The organism is Streptomyces sp. NPDC056835 (assembly GCF_042789485.1).
In the GTDB taxonomy this organism is placed as follows: Bacteria; Actinomycetota; Actinomycetes; order Streptomycetales; family Streptomycetaceae; genus Streptomyces.
In genome coordinates this window covers 24,115-40,111 of sequence record NZ_JBHUBB010000035.1, presented here as the reverse complement: position 1 = coordinate 40,111, position 15,997 = coordinate 24,115, and the positions used below count along the sequence as shown (strand labels likewise).

15 protein-coding genes are annotated in these 15,997 nt (G+C 66.7%); 2 read left to right on the top strand and 13 right to left on the bottom strand.

The window, feature by feature from the left end; all coding sequences use genetic code 11:
- Positions 1–4 precede the first annotated feature (4 nt).
- From ACFRMN_RS31415 to ACFRMN_RS31375, 9 genes are all read right to left on the bottom strand, one after another.
- A complete protein-coding gene (locus tag ACFRMN_RS31415) occupies positions 5–286 on the bottom strand; it encodes a PAAR domain-containing protein (RefSeq protein ID WP_383025908.1) in 282 nt (93 codons plus the stop codon).
- Between the two features lie 38 nt (positions 287–324).
- On the bottom strand, positions 325–2,265 hold the full coding sequence (locus ACFRMN_RS31410) for a VgrG-related protein (RefSeq protein ID WP_383025905.1): 1,941 nt from the start codon (positions 2,263–2,265) through the stop codon (positions 325–327).
- A gap of 6 nt (positions 2,266–2,271) precedes the next feature.
- A complete protein-coding gene (locus tag ACFRMN_RS31405; RefSeq protein ID WP_383025902.1) occupies positions 2,272–3,081 on the bottom strand; it encodes a LysM peptidoglycan-binding domain-containing protein in 810 nt (269 codons plus the stop codon).
- A 5-nt stretch (positions 3,082–3,086) separates the two neighbouring features.
- A complete protein-coding gene (locus ACFRMN_RS31400; RefSeq protein WP_383025899.1) occupies positions 3,087–3,524 on the bottom strand; it encodes a phage tail protein in 438 nt (145 codons plus the stop codon).
- Positions 3,525–3,557: 33 nt separating this feature from the next.
- Positions 3,558–3,947 carry a hypothetical protein gene (locus ACFRMN_RS31395; protein WP_383025896.1) on the bottom strand — a complete coding sequence of 130 codons (390 nt, stop codon included), beginning with the start codon at positions 3,945–3,947 and terminating at the stop codon, positions 3,558–3,560.
- A 1,437-nt stretch (positions 3,948–5,384) separates the two neighbouring features.
- The gene (locus tag ACFRMN_RS31390; RefSeq protein WP_383025894.1) at positions 5,385–5,531 is read right to left on the bottom strand and encodes a DUF6760 family protein; all 147 of its coding nucleotides are present in this window, start codon (positions 5,529–5,531) and stop codon (positions 5,385–5,387) included.
- The gene (locus ACFRMN_RS31385; RefSeq protein ID WP_383025891.1) at positions 5,528–6,007 is read right to left on the bottom strand and encodes a hypothetical protein; all 480 of its coding nucleotides are present in this window, start codon (positions 6,005–6,007) and stop codon (positions 5,528–5,530) included. The genes ACFRMN_RS31390 and ACFRMN_RS31385 overlap by 4 nt, the downstream gene beginning before the upstream one ends.
- Positions 6,007–6,450 (bottom strand): phage tail protein, encoded by a 444-nt coding sequence (locus tag ACFRMN_RS31380; RefSeq protein WP_030353092.1) that lies wholly within the window; start codon positions 6,448–6,450, stop codon positions 6,007–6,009. Before ACFRMN_RS31380 ends, ACFRMN_RS31385 begins: the two co-directional genes overlap by 1 nt.
- 95 nt (positions 6,451–6,545) lie before the next feature.
- On the bottom strand, positions 6,546–8,078 hold the full coding sequence (locus ACFRMN_RS31375) for a phage tail sheath family protein (protein ID WP_383025888.1): 1,533 nt from the start codon (positions 8,076–8,078) through the stop codon (positions 6,546–6,548).
- A gap of 367 nt (positions 8,079–8,445) precedes the next feature.
- Here ACFRMN_RS31375 and ACFRMN_RS31370 point away from each other — a divergent pair, with 367 nt between their 5' ends.
- The gene (locus tag ACFRMN_RS31370; RefSeq protein ID WP_383025885.1) at positions 8,446–12,453 is read left to right on the top strand and encodes a hypothetical protein; all 4,008 of its coding nucleotides are present in this window, start codon (positions 8,446–8,448) and stop codon (positions 12,451–12,453) included.
- Positions 12,454–13,125: a hypothetical protein gene (locus tag ACFRMN_RS31365; protein ID WP_383025883.1), complete on the top strand. Its 672-nt coding sequence runs from the start codon at positions 12,454–12,456 to the stop codon at positions 13,123–13,125. It abuts the gene before it with no gap.
- Between the two features lie 235 nt (positions 13,126–13,360).
- On the opposite strand, the gene ACFRMN_RS31360 is transcribed toward ACFRMN_RS31365, so the two are convergent.
- The 4 genes from ACFRMN_RS31360 to ACFRMN_RS31345 form a co-directional block, all read right to left on the bottom strand.
- Positions 13,361–13,927, bottom strand: a complete 567-nt coding sequence (locus ACFRMN_RS31360) for a hypothetical protein (protein ID WP_383025880.1) — start codon at positions 13,925–13,927, stop codon at positions 13,361–13,363.
- A 321-nt stretch (positions 13,928–14,248) separates the two neighbouring features.
- Positions 14,249–14,959, bottom strand: coding sequence for a 2OG-Fe(II) oxygenase (locus tag ACFRMN_RS31355; RefSeq protein ID WP_383025877.1), 711 nt, complete (start codon positions 14,957–14,959; stop codon positions 14,249–14,251).
- 72 nt (positions 14,960–15,031) lie between these two features.
- A complete protein-coding gene (locus tag ACFRMN_RS31350; protein ID WP_383025874.1) occupies positions 15,032–15,427 on the bottom strand; it encodes a tail fiber domain-containing protein in 396 nt (131 codons plus the stop codon).
- Between the two features lie 2 nt (positions 15,428–15,429).
- Positions 15,430–15,951, bottom strand: coding sequence for a hypothetical protein (locus ACFRMN_RS31345; protein WP_383025871.1), 522 nt, complete (start codon positions 15,949–15,951; stop codon positions 15,430–15,432).
- Between the last annotated feature and the right edge of the window lie 46 nt (positions 15,952–15,997).

Below are 15,997 nucleotides of genomic sequence, written 5' to 3'. Positions count from 1 at the left end.
GCACTCAGCCCCCGATCAGCACGGTCGGGCAGCCGGTCATGACGGGTGAGCCACAGCCCGCACGGTCACCGACCCGGGCGGCCGGTCTGCCGCCGATCAGTACGGTGGAGCTGCCGGGCCCGGCGATCGCGGACGGCGGATGTACGACGGGAGGCGCGACGGCGCATTGGTGCGGGGTGCCGACGGTGGCGGCGGGCCTGCCGCCGATCAGCACCGACGGTACGCCCGGCGGGCCGACCGTACCGGGGTGGCCGGTGGGGTCGCCGACGCGTGCGGCTGCCGACATCTGTGCGTGCTCCTCTCGCCCGCTCGCTGATGAGCCTGCTAGTTGATCTTGACCAGTGGTGCGTTGATGGAGCAGGTGCCGCCGCCCTTGATCTCGGTCCGCGAGGTCCCGTTGACCGATACCTGACTACCCGTCACATCGAGTGCGCCGCCGGTGGCCAGCCGGAGCCGGCCGGTCCCGCCGTCCACCTGGACGCCGGTGCGTGCCGTCAACTTCACCGAGTCACCCGTGAGTTCGAGCGCGCCCTGCCCGGCGTCCAGTGCCACGCCGCTGCCCGCTTTGATCGAGACCCGCTGCCGGGCCTCGATCTCCACGCTGCCGTCGCTGCTGACGACGATGGTGGTGCCCCTGCGGTCCAGGTCGATCCTCAACTTGCCGTCGCCGGTGACCAGTCGTACGCCCTGCGGGCCGTTCGCGGCGTCCAACAGCTCCAGTTGATTGCCGCCTTTGGAGGCGAAGGCGCGCCGGTTGACCGCGCCGGTGGTGGGGTCGATCAGCTCGCCGCCTCCGGAGCCGCCCCCGGCGCCGCCCCCGAAGCCGCCCCCGGCGCCCTCCCCGCCGCCGTTTCCGCCGCCCTGGGAGGGCTTGTCCTGACCGTTGTAGAGACCGGCCAGTACATACGGCCGGTCCAGATGACCCTGCTCGAACCCGACCAGCACCTCGTCCCCCACCTCGGGGATGAACGCCCCGCCGCCGCCCGTACCGCCGGACTGCGCCGTACGCGCCCAGTCGCTCGCGTACTCGTCAGACAACCACGGGAAGCGGACCTTCACCCGCCCCATCCCTTGCGGGTCCTGAGTGTCCGTCACCGTCCCACTGACCAGCCCCGAGCAGCGCCCGCCCGCGCCCGCACCGGCGCCGCCACCGCCCGAGCCCGCGCCGCCGCCGGTCAGACCGAACAGCGAGCGCTCCTGCTGCCCCGAGACGGTGATCCAGGTCTCGTAGCCGCGTACCGGGTCGAAGACATGCCGCGAGGAGGTGACCGTATAGCGCCCCTCGAAGGGCGCGCCCACGGCATTGAGCGCCACGGCACTGCCCGCCCGCACCCGCGGATTGCCCCGGATCACCGCCTCCAGCTCGGCGAAGGACCCGGCGATCCGCTCCGCCAGCGCCTTCGCCGCCTGATCCACCTGCGCCTGCGTCCCGTACGAGGCGTCCGTGACGACGAAACTCGCCTCACCGAAGGGCGCCGACACCTCGGCCGCCGTCACCCCGAGGGCCAGCGTCGACGTACTCCCCGCCGGTGCCCGGCCCACCAGCGGCTGTTTGGCCGCCACGTCCCAGCCGCGCACCTCCACCTCGGAGACCTGCTCGGCCGACGACACCCCGGCCCGGCAGCGGATCAGATTGCTCCCCATCTCCAGCACCAGCGGGTTCTGTTCGGCCCGCGCGGAGCTGTCCGGCGCGCCACTGGCCTCGGCGGGCCTGGTGATGTGCAGCCGGCCGTCCGTGACATACGCCTGGGCGCCCGCCTCCTCCGCGAGCCCGCGTACGAACTCCCAGTCGCTGATGTTGGGTTGGGCCACATGCTCAAGCACCGGCCCGGCGACATCGACCGTCCCGGGGCGCAGCCCGGCCCGCTGTGCCACCTGCGCGCAGATGTCGGCGAGCGTCATGTTCTGATACCCGGCGACGCGGCGGCCACGGAACAGCCGGTGCGACTCGTCGAGCCCGCGCACCACCGTGAACGTGCCGGTGTCGTCGATCTCGACCTCCAGGGCGGTCACCACACCGGTCAGCAGCGGTGTCGCGGAGGGGCCCCCGCCCGCGTGCGCCAGCAGCCGGGCCTCGCCGCCGATCTTGAGGCCGGTCTGTTCCAGCAGCCCCCGGCCCGGATCGCGGAAGCGCAGAACGAAGAGGTCCGGCAGCGTGCGGCTGTCGTCCACGTACCCCTCGACCAGTGTGTTGGCGAGGGCAGGTGGCAGGGGACTGCCACCGAACTCGACCACCAGCGCCTTGGCGACACTCTGCTGGGCCATCCGCCCTCACCCCTGCCTCGGCAGTTCCCGCGCGCGCCCGGATTCGCGCAGCCGGTCCAGCTCGTCGAGTGCGGGCAGCAGCAACTCCTGGCCGCTGGTCAGCCGCATCGGGTCGTCGATCCCGTTCGCCTCCGCGATGACCCGCCAGGTACCCGGATCCCCGTACTCGCGGTGGGCGAGAGCCGGCAGCGAATCCCCGGCGCGCACCCGGTGCACGCGCCGCGCCGCCAGCGCACCCGACGTCGGGTTCTGTCCCGGCGTCTCCCCGCTGATCTCCTCCATGGTCACCTGGCAGAGCGCCCGGATGGGCACACCTGAGGTGGTGAACAGGGTGTACTTCGCCTGCACTTGGCTCACATAGCCGGGAAAGCCCGTCAGCCCGCCCCAGTGGAAGACCACCCACGGGGGCGAGGAACGCTGCTGCTGACGGGTCTCGTCGGTCGGCACACAGCAGGCGAACAGCTTCTCCACAGAGGTCACCACACTGCTGTCCTGCGTGTCGCTGGCGTCGAAGAACATCTCGACCGTGAGCTTGCTGGGCCCCGGCCCCTGATACTCCGGCGGCCCGGAACTCTTCGCGCCCTTGGCGGGGGTGCGCTTCCAGGACGCCGTCTTCGTCAGGCTCAACTCCTTGGGATTGAACTGGAAGTCGATACGGCCGCACGGCCCGCCGGGGGTCAGACTGCCGCCGGGCGGCGGCGTACGCAGCTCCAGATAGGCGTGCTCCAGCTTGGACCTCGGAGAGCCGGGCGCCCGGGAGGCGGCCGTACCGGATCCGGAGCTGCCGGCGGCACTGAAGGCGATGGGCCCGCTCATCGTGCTCAGCCCTCCATCACATAGCCGTGGTGGGCGATCTCGATGGTCTCGATCGCGACCTTGGGGGACTCGGGGGTGAAGGAGGGGCCGGTCCAGCGGACCGGTACGACCTCCAGCAGCCCCCACTGGGCCACCTTGCGCCCGTCGCCCGTCCTGGCCTCGATATGCGCGGTCTTACGGATGAAACCGGTCGTCATACTGGCGAACCACTTGGCGACCTTCTCCGTCTCCCGGGTCAGCGGGCGGGACAGCTTGACGTTCGAGTACTTGAGCCGGGTGGGCAACTGCCAGACGTGGCCGTTGTTGCCGCCCTCCTCGCGTGCTTCGAGCACCACTTCGCAGCCGAGACCGTCGCAGGTGTTGAACGAGCCGAGTTCGATGCCGTCGATGGTGACGACGAAGGAGACGCTGACGGCCGGATCGTCGTTGTCGGTCGGGGCCATGGCACGTACCTCTCCATGCTGGTGTTGATCAGGTCAATGCCTGGTGTTGATCAGGAATCCGGCGCGTTCGCGCTCCAGGCGCAGGTCTGCCTTGAGGAGTCTGCTCAGGGGCGCGTACAGCGCTCGTACGAGTTCATCGGTGACGGGCGGGGTGGCGGTGCCGGTGCCGGTGCCGGCGCTTGTGCCCGTGCTTGTGCCTGTGTTCGTGTCTGTACCTGTGCTTGTGTCCTGGGCCGGGGAGCCGGGTGGGACGGATTCGGGGTCGTCGGGGCTCGGTGCCGGGTCGGGGGCGTCGGCCGGCAGTGGGTCCGGTTCCGGCGCGGGTGGGGGATCGGGGATGGAGCCGGCGGCCGGGGACTCGCTGATCGTGGCCGCACGCTGGATCACGCGCGTACGGCTGAAGACCACGCTGCCATCGGCCATCCGCTGGGCCACGCCTGCGGCGACGGCTACGGAACCGGCGCCCTGGAATGTGGGGGTGGGACGCCGGGGGCTACTCGTCGCCGTACCTCTGGTCATGACGTCGCTGCCCACGGCCGCTCGGGCCACGACCGCTGGGGCCACGGCCGCATGGGCCACGGTCAACGGCCTTGCTGCGGGGGAGCGTTGGACCGATGTCGTCCTCTCGGGACGAGTGCGTTCCCACCGGACCGGCACGGCCGGCGGCTCCGGGGCTGTGCCGGTGGGGGCGGGGACAGCCGCTGGGGCCACGGGGGCGTCCGGCCCGGTGGCGAAGAGGGGGACCGCCCGCTGTGCGAGGAGCGGCGCCACCGGCCCGGACGCCGGTTCTGTCGGCCGGGGGAGTGCGGGAGGACCGGTCAGGCGCTGGATGGGGACGGGGGCCTGGACCGGGACGGGGGCGGGGACGGGTACGGGTACGGGGGCGGGGTCTGTCGGCGAAGCGGCGAGTCGTTCCGTCCCGGACTCCGGCGTGTACGGGGTGTGTTGTCGGGTGAGGGGCGGGGCCTCACCGAGCAGCGGCCCGATCGGTTCGCCCGTATCCGGCGGAGACTCGGGTGCGCTTGGATGGACCGATGGGGCAGGTGGGGCTGATGTGGCCAGTTCGTCCATCGGGCCGGAGGTGCGAGCCGCGATCTCCCGTTGTGCCGTGGGCGGCAGACCGGCCAGTGGCGCCCCCAGACCCGGCATACGCGGACGGGACGGCGGCTGTGGCGTCTCCGGCGGGACGGGCAGGGGCGCGGCATGAGACCGCTGAACGGGTCGGTGTCCGGGACCAGTTGGTGACGTACTGACAGTGGGGACGTCGTCCGGGACGGGTGTGGCGGACGGAGGCGAGATGGGCAACGCCGGCTCCACAGGCCGCTCACCCACCAGCTGACGTACGGGAAGCTCGGAGGGCGAGCCGCCGGCCGTGACCATCTCCCCCGGGGAATCGCTCCGTTGCGGCGGAACAGCTTGGGGCTGTACCTGTACGCGCCCCGTCGCCCCCGGCCAGGTGGCGACCACGTCGCCTTCCGCCCGCCGCGTCCGCGTGCCCTCGGCCTGTCGGCTCACCGTTGGCGTCGTCGGACCAGTGGAGGCGACGAGCCCGTGCACCAGCCCCGAGGGTGCCTGTGGGCTGACCAGATGGCCCAGCGGGGTACTGAGCGTGACGTCCTGCCAGGTGCCGAGAGATCCCCGGAATCCGTCCGGGTCCGTGACCAGGTCAGGCGTTGTCAACGTACGTTGCACAGGCGGAAGTTCGAGGCGGCCGACCGCCCGGTGTCCTGTCCCGGCCGGTGCGTCGGCGTCCGCCGCGGCCGTACCCGCGCCCGCCGCGGCCCGGTCCCCACGCAGCCAGGACAGCAGTCCCATGGTCTCGTTCCTCCCTCGCGTTTCCGGTCCCGCTGGACGCTTCCGTTACTCCTGGCCGGTGAGCCGGGCGATCTGTGCGATATATCCGCGCCGCTCGGGATGCTCCAGGTCGAGCAGTTCGTCGCGCGGCCAGTGGAAGTGATAGGCGAGGTACGCGACCTCCTCGTACAGCAGGTCGGCCGCGTACGTCACGATTCCCCCGGGCGACCACCTCCGGCGAGGTCCACGGCGAAGTTCTCCTGGCAGGAAGGGCAGGTCACTGCGGCGCGGGTGTGACCCTCGGCGTTGATCCGACGGTAGAAGTCCTGGAGGAAGGCGAGGTCCGAGGCGAACAGGTCCTCGATGACGCCTGGATGGATGTCGTCGACAGTGCCGATCCGGCTGACCACGCGGGCGATCAGGACTACCGACAGATAGGCGGCGTTCTCCCGTACGCGGTCGTCCCGGAGCGGGATCAACTCGTCGCGGGCGGTGGCCAGTCGCATCACGCCACCGCGGTGGACGGTGCCGGCGTCGTCCACGTACCCGCGCGGCAGCTCAAAGGGGAACTCGGTCCGTAGCGATTCGCGGGACTCGCGGAGCTCCCGGGACTCGCGGGACTCCCCGGCGGAAGTGCGTTCGTCGTCGCTTCCCCCACCCCGCGCGGAGGCGGACAGCACCCGCCGCATCAGTCGACTTCCATGCTCTCGTAGGTGATCGCCAGCTTCTCCGTGAGCACGGAGGTGTCACCCGCCTTCAGTGTCCCGATCTCCAGGGACTTCGGCCAGGCGTTGATCAGCTTGTAGCGCTTGATCGCGATGCCCTCGTAGTCGTAGACGATGATCGCACCGTTGCGCCGGGCGTCCGACATCCGGCCGAACCGGGAGTCCTTGACCCACTGCTCGAAACTGTTGTCCTCGGTGAGTCCGCGGCTGACGGTGACCTCACCCGCTTTGGGCCGTCCCGGGAGCTTTTTGATGGCATATTTGCCGTCGGCGGTGTTCTGCTTCAGCTCGATGACATCCTGCTCCATCTTCAGACCACTCACCTCGGTGATCTGTTTGATGACGACGCTGTCGAATTCCAGACCGAAGGAATGCCCGACGGAACTGTCGAGATCGGGAAGTGGCACTACCAGCCTCCTCTACGCTAATTGTCAGTTCGTCGATCGGCGATGGTCGATCCTCAATCCTCGAACGCTGAAGGCCGAAGACCGAAGACCGAAGGTCATTCCTCGACGGCGCCGGATCCACCGGTCAGCTGGGACAGCCGGAACACCACGAACTCCGCGGGCTTCACCGGAGCCACCCCGATCTCGCAGATGACCTGCCCCGCGTCGATGCTCTCGGGCGGGTTCGTCTCACGGTCGCACTTCACGTAGAAGGCCTCCTCGGGCGTGAGCCCGAACAGCGCGCCTCTGCGCCACTCATTGACCAGAAACGCCGATACCGTACGGCGGATACGGGCCCACAGCGCGTCGTCGTTCGGCTCGAACACCACCCATTGCGTTCCGGTCAGAATCGACTCCTCCAAGTAATTGAAGAGTCGGCGTACATTCAGGTAGCGCCAGTCGTGGTCCGACGCCAGTGTTCGCGCGCCCCAGACACGGATACCGCGACCCGGGAAGGCGCGGATGCAGTTCAGACCGATCGGGTTGAGCAGATCGTGTTCGCCCTTGGTCAACTGCGTCTGCAAGGCGACCGCTCCGCGTACGACCTCGTTCGCCGGAGCCTTGTGCACCCCGCGAGAGGCGTCGTTCCGTGCCCATACGCCGGCGATGTGACCGCTCGGCGGTACGAAGGTATTGCGGCCGGTCGCCGGGTCGAACACCTTGATCCACGGGTAGTAGAGCGTCGCGAACTTGGAATCGAAGCCTGTCGTCTCCGTCCGCCAGCCCTTGATCTGCTGCGGGCTCAGGGCGGGGGGCGCGTCCAGGATCGCGATGCGGTCACCCATCAGCTCGCAGTGGCTGATCAGGGCCTGCTGGACCGAGATCACCGACTCCCGGTCCAGTACTCCGCGCTCGAAGGCGCTCATGAGGTCCGGTACGGCGACCATGGTGACCTCGTCGATGGCCTCCAGCCCGCCGAGGCCGGTGCGCTGGTCCGGGTCCCCCACATACTCGTCCGCGGACAACGGCCCGGTCGCGGTCTCCGCGTCGTCCGCCGGCCGGAGTGTCACGGTCTGCGCCTCGGGTCTGCCCGGCGCGGGCCCGCGCCCCGGCTCGCGTACCTCGATCAGCTGAGACCGGGCCTTCACCTGCGAGGCGACATTGTCCTTGCTGCGCTTGGACGACACCGCCGGGTAGGTCTCCACGACCTTGCCGTCCCGGGCCACCACCAGACTGAACACGTCCTGCGGCGGATCCTCGCCCTCAGGATCGGCCACGGTCACAGTGATCTCACCGGTCACACCGGGCAACGCCCGTACGGTGTACGGCCCGAGGCGCGCCTCCGCGCCGGAGGTGAGCTCCCCGGACGGGCCACCGTCCGCCTCGGCTCCACCGATTCGAATCACGTAACAGGTCCCGCCGCCATTGGCGAAGAATCCATAGACGGACGAGGCGAGATAGGTGCCCTCGACGAATTCGCCGAACCGGCTCACGAATTGCGACCAGTTGGTGATCAGCGTCGGTTCGTTGAGCGGCCCGCGCCGGGCGAAGCCGACAAAGGCGGCGACGGACGTACCCACGCCTTCGATCGGCCGTGAGCCGGACTGGACCTCTTCGACGTACACGCCCGGGGACAGATACGACGGCATGCGACTCTCCTTGACCGGGAACGTGGGCGCCATGACCGTGGATCGCGATTGATCAGAAACGCGGTTGATCGAGAACGTGGTGGATCGGGAACGTGGTGGATCGGGAACGTGGTTGATCAGAAACGCGGTAGATCAGAAACGCGGTTGATCAGGGAACGTGGGCGATTCTCGCCGTGGGCGAGATCATCCGGAACGGGCATTCGGCCGCCGCGTCGTACCGAGGCGACTGCCCGAAAAGGCAGAGTCGCCGGGACAGGTGATCGGGCAACGCATCCTGCCCCCGGCACTGTCCCGCATGCGCTGCCGGGCGTACCGTACGCGCCCACACCCTGGCTGGTATGTCGGGGACCCGCGACCGGGAGCGGCGGTGAAGGCCGCTCCGGACAAGAGCTCTGCGGCTGCCGTACGCGCGGACGCGCCCCGGTCCTCGGCCCCCGCGAGGGAGCCGGCCACCTCCCCCGACGTATCGACGGCATCCGCCCCCGGACCGCGGCTGAACGCCCGTAGCCTCCAGCGCCTCCAGGGCAGGGCGGGCAACGCGGCGGTGTCGCGGCTTGTCGCGCAGCGGTACGCCGAGGTGGTGAAGCCCCCGCCGGCGCAGGCGCCCGGCTTCCGCGAGGTCCAGCAGGACATCGCCGCGAAGAAGCAGCGGATCAAGCAGCACAAGCCGGCGGCGGGCGAGTCTAAGTCGGCGCAGGACGCGGCCGTCGCTCCACCTGACGACAAGCAGGCGCAGGGCAAGGCGGCCAACGCCGAGAAGATGAACGAGGCCAAGCCCGGGGAGTTCGACAAGAACGCGTTCGTCGGCGCGGTCAACGAGGCGATCGCCGCCCAGGCGCCGAAGAACCTCGACGAGGCAGACGGATTCGCCGACTCCGGCAAGGCCGACAACATCAAGGACTCGATCGACGGCAAGGTCAAGGACGGCAAGAAGTCGTCGGCCGAGGACATCGAGAGCGCGACGACGGCCGCCCCGGACACCTCGCGGGCCAAGGAGAAGCAAGTCACCCCGATGGGCCCGGACCAGCCTCCGGGCAACCCGGGCGCACCCAGCGCGGCGGACGCTGTGCCGGCCAAACAGCCGGACAAGGTCCTGGACTTCTCCGAGGGCAATCAGCGGGTAGACCAGCAGATGGCGGATGCCGAGGTCACCGAGGAGCAGTTGGCCAAGGGCAACGAGCCGCGGTTCGACGCGGCGCTGTCGGAGAAGAAGAAGGGCGAGCAGCACACCGCCGTCGCCCCCGCCAAGGGCCGCGCGGCCGAGGCCAAGCAACTGTCAGCGGCGAAGGCCGGCGCCGCCGCGTCCGGCGCGGCGGCCATGAGCGCGATGACCGCCGACCGCGCCGCCGCGGGCAAGGCGGTCGACGGCGGTAAGGGCGAGACGAAGTCGGCGGACGAGAAGAAGCGTGAGCAGGTCACCGCCAAGCTCCAGAAGGTCTTCGACGCCACGCAGAAGGATGTCGAGAAGATCCTCGGCGACCTGGACGGAAAGGTCGACAAGCAGTTCACCGAGGGCGAGAAACGGGCCCGCGACGACTTCACCGCCGATCACAAGCGCCGGATGAAGCGGTACAAGGACAAGCGTTACTCGGGGTTCACGGGCAAGGGCCGTTGGATCAGGGACAAGTTCAAAGGACTGCCGCAAGAAGGCCTGGACATCTTCAAGAAGTCCCGGGAGCTCTATGTCACCAAGATGCGGGCGGTCATTTCGTCCATCGCCGACACCATCGGCACCGAGTTGGGCCGGGCCAAGACCCGTATCGCCACGGGCCGGGCGGAGTTGAAGGCGGAGGTCGACAGACTCCCGGCGGATCTGAAGAAGTTCGGCGAGGAGGCGGCGGCGGACTTCGCCGGCAAGTTCGACGACCTGGAATCCGAGGTCAACGACAAGTCCGCACAACTGGTCCAGAACCTCGCCCAGAAGTACACCGAGGCTCTCAACTCGGTGGACGAGGAGATCAAGAAACTGGAAGAAGAGAACAAGGGGCTGATAGCGAAGGTCGTGGACGCCGTGGCAGGCGTCATCCAGACCATCATGGAGCTGAAGAACCTCCTGATGGGCATCCTCGCCAAGGCCGCCGGCGCCATCGGAAAGATCATCAAGGACCCGATCGGCTTCCTCAAGAACCTGGTCTCCGGGGTCGGCGCGGGCCTGAATCTCTTCATCGGAAACATCGCCACCCATCTCCAAAAAGGCCTGGTCTCCTGGCTCCTGGGCACAGCGGTGAGCACGGGCCTCGAAATCCCCGCCCGCTTCGACCTCAAGGGAATCATCCAGCTCATCGCCTCGCTATTGGGCCTGACCTGGGACAACATCCGAGCCCGCGTCACGCGCAAGGGCGTCCCCGACGAAGCGATGACCAAGGCCGAACAATCCGTCCCCGTAGCCCAGGCCCTGGCCCGAGAAGGCCCGGCCGGCGCCGCCCAGGAGATCACCGCCGAGACAGGCGATCTCAAGTCGACCATCCTGGACGACCTCAAGTCCTATCTGATCCCGACCGTCCTCATAGCGGGCATCACCTGGATTCTTTCCCTCCTCAATCCCGCCTCGGCGTTCGTACGGGCGGTCAAGGGGATCATCGACATCGTCACGTTCATCGTGACCCAGGGCGCCCAGATAGTCGAATTCGTCAATTCGGTCCTGGACGCGGTAGTGGCCATAGCCAACGGCGCCGCGGCTGCCGTCCCCAAAACAGTGGAAACCGCCCTGGCGGCCAGTATCCCCCTCCTGATCGGTTTCCTCGCCTCACTCCTGGGAATCGGCGGCCTGGCCAACAGAGTCAGACAGGCCTTCCAAAAGGTCTCCCGCCCGGTCAACCGAGCCATCGACAAAATAGTCGACAAAATCGCCAAAGCCGCCAAGAAGTTCCGGGTCAAACTCGAAAAGAGGAGGCCCGGCCACGGCAGCGCAGAGGAGAAACGTAAGCGACTCGACAGAGGTATGGAAGCAGCCGTTGCCGCGCTCAATAGGTACAGTAATAGCCCGGTGACGTCGGGCGTGCTGCGTCCGGTTCTCTCTGTGATTCGAGCCAGGTATCGGTTGAAGGAACTCACTCCCGTGCCGGACGGCGACACGTGGTCGGTGAGAGGGAAAGTGAATCCGGTAGATCTGAGGAAAAGCTCCGCACCAACTCCCCGGCGAGGGAGTGGCAGCTCGTCGTCCGAAGAGCAACGCAAACGCATGGTTGCGGCCAACCTCCCGTTCTTCGGTGCTGAAATCATCATCAATCCTGCCCATAAGTGGTGGTGGGTGAGGCAGCTCAATAAGCCGAAACTGTGGGAGGAGGATGTTCTCAATCAGACGAAGGGGGCTGCTCGGGAGTATCTGCGATCGCCGGGCACGGTGCAAAGTGTCTACTCGTCATACTTTAAAGGTAAGGGGACGTATCCAGACAAGAGGCATGCTTATGAGGGAAGGGTCTTCAAGAGGAGTCCGATCCGTAGTGAGCTTATTGAGGCGCTAGGTAATAGTGCAACGGTTGAGCACATTCGAAACAAGGGTCTTGAGAAAGTTCAGGAAGGAAGTGAGAATCGAGGTCTCCTTGAGGAGATGAACTTCCTGCCGGAGATCGAACCGTACGGGATTTTCAAACCTTTCCCCGAAGGTGACAAAGATCCTGACCCGGATCTGGTGGAAGCGGTCAACGGGGCGAGGCGAGGTGATCTTCATCCGGTCTTGGCATTCCTGCACGACATGGTGGAGTTCGGCCAAGTCGGGAAAATTTCATGGAGGAGGCTGAACGAAATATGGAACTCCGATGGAGATTCGGCGTCCTGGTTCAAGGACCGTTTCCGCGGCATCGACGAGGGGAAGCATGAGTGGATTCCGACGAACTATGTTCGAGCCACTCTCCAGACGGCGATAGATGAGAAGCGTAGAACAGGCCTGACGCAAGGGCTGGATTGGGTGACTCTGCAGCATAATCTTCGATCTCGTACGAGTATGGTGCTATGGCGGATACTCGACAGCGAGGGAAAGGAGGTCGCCCCAGGAGGGCACGTCGGATCATTTTATGAGGCTTATAAGAACAAGGAAGGGAAGACGCGTTACAAGTCGGTCATGACGAATGGTACACATGCATTCCATGAGAAGCTGCGAGAGATATTCAACGAAAAGAAAGGGCTCGGCGCGAAAGGTTTCGTATCCGCGCTGAGGGGAATGCTCGGCGGGGAAAATGGCCTGGTGTGGGATGGCGACATATCGGGCATGCCTGCGGCGATTCGAATTCAGGAGATTGGTGCCCTCTATCGCACGCCGGGAGGTGAGATGGCGGAGGGGATGACCGTCGAGGGGTTATCCATCCAGCAGCGTTCCAATTTTACACAGATTGAACTTGATTTCGACCGGGCGCACGACAGTCTACGGGGTGGGTGAATGTCACTTCATGTTGATCGGGCGATTGAGGAAGCGATTTCACGTCAACTGGGAGGGGACGGAAACTGGTCGACCGAGCAGCTTGAGTCCCTGACCGTTCTTCATGTCTCCCATGCCCGAGAACTGGAAGGATTGCTTCTCTGCCCTAATCTTGAGGGGCTGATCCTGGTGGGCTGCGAACTGACTTCCCTGAGGGCGCTTCCTCTTCTTGAATCACTGGTCTCGCTTACCGTGGAGGACAGTTCTCTTGTTGATTTGAGCGGGATTGAATCCTTCGAGCTCTACACGCTGAGGGTAGCGAGGAATTTTATAAGGGAACTCGCCCCGCTATTGAATCAAGCCCGCCTGAAGCGGGCGGACTTGAGGGGTAATCCGCTGTCGGAGCAGGCGTATACGGTGGCGATTCCAAAGCTGCTCTCGCGAGGAGTAGACATTACTTCGTCGGCGGCGCGCGAGTGGCATCTCACGCGCCGCCTTCATGATTCTGGTCTACCGTTTTCATTCTATCGTGCGACAGACGGTTATCGTCTCAGTCGCCCCGGTCTGTCTCTTACTGAAAGACCCGAGGCGGATCACCCCATCGTAGAGCCTGATGAATTAGAGAGGCTTCTCGCAAACTCATTGGGTGCGGTGGAAGATTTATTCGACCGTGGCGACTTGAGTTGGCCGTAGTCATGGCGAGTTACTAATGCCGTCCGCGCCGACGAGCTCGCCCGGCATCCAACACCAGCAGCTGTTCACCGCCTTGGCCGTCCAACCCGTTCACGACTCAGCCCACCGATTCGCTGCTCCTGCTGGCGGCGGCGTCACCAGGCCCCAGCCCGCGCCGGCCATTACCAACGGCAAGCGACCCGACAACCATGAAGCTCAGCATTCATGGTGAAGCATGAGGCCAACCCCATCTGGCTCACGCATCGAAATCGTGATCCCCGTACTCGACGTAGCCCCGGTCCATCAGCTCGATCGCCGACTCGTCCCCGTTGAGGTCATCAAGGTCATCGACGCGGACGTCGCCAAGCATGACGTAGTCGCCGTACTGCGCGATCTCACCCACAAGCGGCGGGACGAGGACACTGTCCCAGTCCACAGTGACCTCGATCCTGCCATTGAAGGAGCCATCGAACATCCCGTCGGCAAGCACCATCCTCACCTTCGCCGGATCATCCGCGCCGACGGCGTAGCCGATCGGCTTGCCCGATCCGTGGAAGGTGATGTCCGGGTAGCCATCGACCCGGATCGTGACGAACCGGTGAAGGTCAATCGAACGCACTCTTTCACCCCGCTGATACACATCCAGGGCCAGATCAGCACCACTGCCGTAGTCGAACAGCAGCCATATGTTGACGGACTCGTCGAGTTCGGAGTCCAGAGCGTTCTTGGCTTCGTCGAGGCTGCCGCAGATGTGGTGCGCGTCCTTCCTGGCCCCGCCGGGAGACACGCCAAACCTTAAGTCGTAGAAACTCTTGGGCATCATGCCCGGAACTCTACTCGGGGGGACCGACAACCGGCTTCCGCCACAGGATCAGCACCGCGGCGGCAGCTCCCGCAACTGCCACTACCCATGCCACGCAGCCCCAACGACCAGCCAGATCATCATCTACGGCTGGAGTATTAGGGACGCCGAGGTCGCCGCGCGACAACCGCAGTGGGCCGACTTGCCGCCGTTCCTTCTCGTGTACGCGAGGAACGGGAACCGATACTGACCGATTCCGAACGGGTCACCCTGCGGTCGACACCACACTCTGGAGCGACGACGTGTGGGTCGTCGACTCCACACCGGTGGGGTGCGGCCCCCTCACAGGCCGGCGTCGTCCTCGCGATGCGCGGGGTCTGGGCTGCACAGCCAGCCGTTGATGGCGAAGCGGCTGTCCGCGTGCCGCTCGCTCGGGCAGTTGACCGGGCGCACCTCGTGCCAGGCGGTCGGTCGGAAGAACACGATGCTGTTGTGCTCCGGCGGCCAGTCCCGCCAAGTGCGGTCCTCCCACTTCCCCGTTGTCTCGGTGTGGAGCGGCAGGGCGGCATCGAACACACGCAGCTCGCCCCCGTCGAAAGGCCGGGGGGTGCGATGCAGGTAGTACACGAACGTGAGCAGTCGCCGGGGGGCGAATCGAGCGGCGGTGTCCTGGTGCGCCCGGTAGAAGTCGCCGTCGTTGTGCGCGTTGAGGGTGTAGTCGGGTTCGGTGTTCCGGCAGGAGACTCCGAGAGTGTGCTCGACCGGCTCCAGTACCTCATCGATGGCCGCCATCAACTCCGGTACGGGGAAGTCCTGGCGGGACCGGGATCGGCGAATGTCGGGGACCAGTTCCCGGTCACGGATCAGGGAGGGCTTCAACGTGTCTTCGGTGGAGGCGATGGCGCGCTCCAGTAAGGCGTCGGCCGTCCGCTCACTGAGGAACTGAGTGATGCGACAGACCGTCACGGGAAGCCGCCAGACCGCGTCCGTACACACCGGCGACGGCTGATCCACCGTCTCGGACGGTCCCGTCACGGTGTCGTGTTGTGTCATGGTGTTCTGCCTTCTGGATCGCGATGAGTGTTCCGCGGGGATCGACAGGGGCTGACCCCTGTCCGCGCGCACCTACGACGCGGGCTCGGGCTCGGCCTGGGGCTCGTTCACGCTCGCGGCTTCTCGCAGCCGATCCACTTCGGCCGTGAGTTCTTCCACGCGGCGGTGCAAGGCCTGGACGCACACCAGGGCGACGCCGAGGCCGTCGACCACAGGGATCTTGGTGTCGTCCTGGTTGAAGCCGAAGGCGGCGTGCCAGTCCTGGGCCATCGGCCCGAGGTGACGTACGTCTTCGGGCTCCCAGAGGTAGCGCCAGGTACTGATGGGCAGCGCGGCCACGGTCTCCAGGACCTCGTAGCCGTTGACCGCTCCGGCCGGTGCCACAGCGTCGCTCTCCCGCGCGCCGCCCGAACGGAGGGCCGGGGCGCCGTGGTCGGCCGCCCGGCACCGCCGACGGAAGAACCACATCTCTACCGGCTCCAGTCGACCGGGACCACGTCCTGTTTGAGTCCGCGGTCACTGCAGACGGAGCACGGGCCGGCCGGGACACCAGGGCCTTGGTCGATGCCGATGGTGATCGCTCCGTGGGCTCCGGCCGGGGCGTGGACGCCGTCGCCGATCATCGAGGCTTCGTAGCCGCCCAGCAGCTCCTGGAGGGTTCCGGGGCCCAGATTCTCCGGGGCGGTGATCGCGGCGATGCCGTCGTAGTCGGTGTAGGACGCCCCCAGTGTCCGGCCGCCGATGGTGGCGAACACGATCCGCGCACCGCGGATGGGCTCCCCGGTCACCGCGTCGACCGCCATCGCGTGGATGTTCTCCAGCTGCATCTGCGTGACATTCAGGGAGGCTTGGCTGGCGGTGAGCCTGGTCGGCTTCAGGGAGCAGTCCTCCGCCCCGCCGCATGACGGCGCCGCTGTGTCGGCCGCGGACGCGGGGGCACCGCTTCCCACCCCGAGCGCCGCCAACGCCACCGCCATTGCCGAGACAGCCATACGCCCCGAAGACCTCATGTCCACTCCTCTTCCGGCGACGGACGCC

What these genes read in the sequence shown, in the direction of transcription:
- ACFRMN_RS31375 (WP_383025888.1), bottom strand. Translation starts at nt 8,078, where the DNA reads ATGCCGTCGTATCTGTCCCCGGGCGTGTACGTCGAAGAGGTCCAGTCC.
- ACFRMN_RS31400 (WP_383025899.1), bottom strand. Translation starts at nt 3,524, where the DNA reads ATGGCCCCGACCGACAACGACGATCCGGCCGTCAGCGTCTCCTTCGTC.
- ACFRMN_RS31410 (WP_383025905.1), bottom strand. Translation starts at nt 2,265, where the DNA reads ATGGCCCAGCAGAGTGTCGCCAAGGCGCTGGTGGTCGAGTTCGGTGGC.
- ACFRMN_RS31365 (WP_383025883.1), top strand. Translation starts at nt 12,454, where the DNA reads ATGTCACTTCATGTTGATCGGGCGATTGAGGAAGCGATTTCACGTCAA.
- ACFRMN_RS31345 (WP_383025871.1), bottom strand. Translation starts at nt 15,951, where the DNA reads ATGGCTGTCTCGGCAATGGCGGTGGCGTTGGCGGCGCTCGGGGTGGGA.
- ACFRMN_RS31350 (WP_383025874.1), bottom strand. Translation starts at nt 15,427, where the DNA reads ATGTGGTTCTTCCGTCGGCGGTGCCGGGCGGCCGACCACGGCGCCCCG.
- ACFRMN_RS31360 (WP_383025880.1), bottom strand. Translation starts at nt 13,927, where the DNA reads ATGATGCCCAAGAGTTTCTACGACTTAAGGTTTGGCGTGTCTCCCGGC.
- ACFRMN_RS31355 (WP_383025877.1), bottom strand. Translation starts at nt 14,959, where the DNA reads ATGACACAACACGACACCGTGACGGGACCGTCCGAGACGGTGGATCAG.
- ACFRMN_RS31395 (WP_383025896.1), bottom strand. Translation starts at nt 3,947, where the DNA reads ATGGCCGATGGCAGCGTGGTCTTCAGCCGTACGCGCGTGATCCAGCGT.
- ACFRMN_RS31405 (WP_383025902.1), bottom strand. Translation starts at nt 3,081, where the DNA reads ATGAGCGGGCCCATCGCCTTCAGTGCCGCCGGCAGCTCCGGATCCGGT.
- ACFRMN_RS31415 (WP_383025908.1), bottom strand. Translation starts at nt 286, where the DNA reads ATGTCGGCAGCCGCACGCGTCGGCGACCCCACCGGCCACCCCGGTACG.
- ACFRMN_RS31385 (WP_383025891.1), bottom strand. Translation starts at nt 6,007, where the DNA reads ATGCGGCGGGTGCTGTCCGCCTCCGCGCGGGGTGGGGGAAGCGACGAC.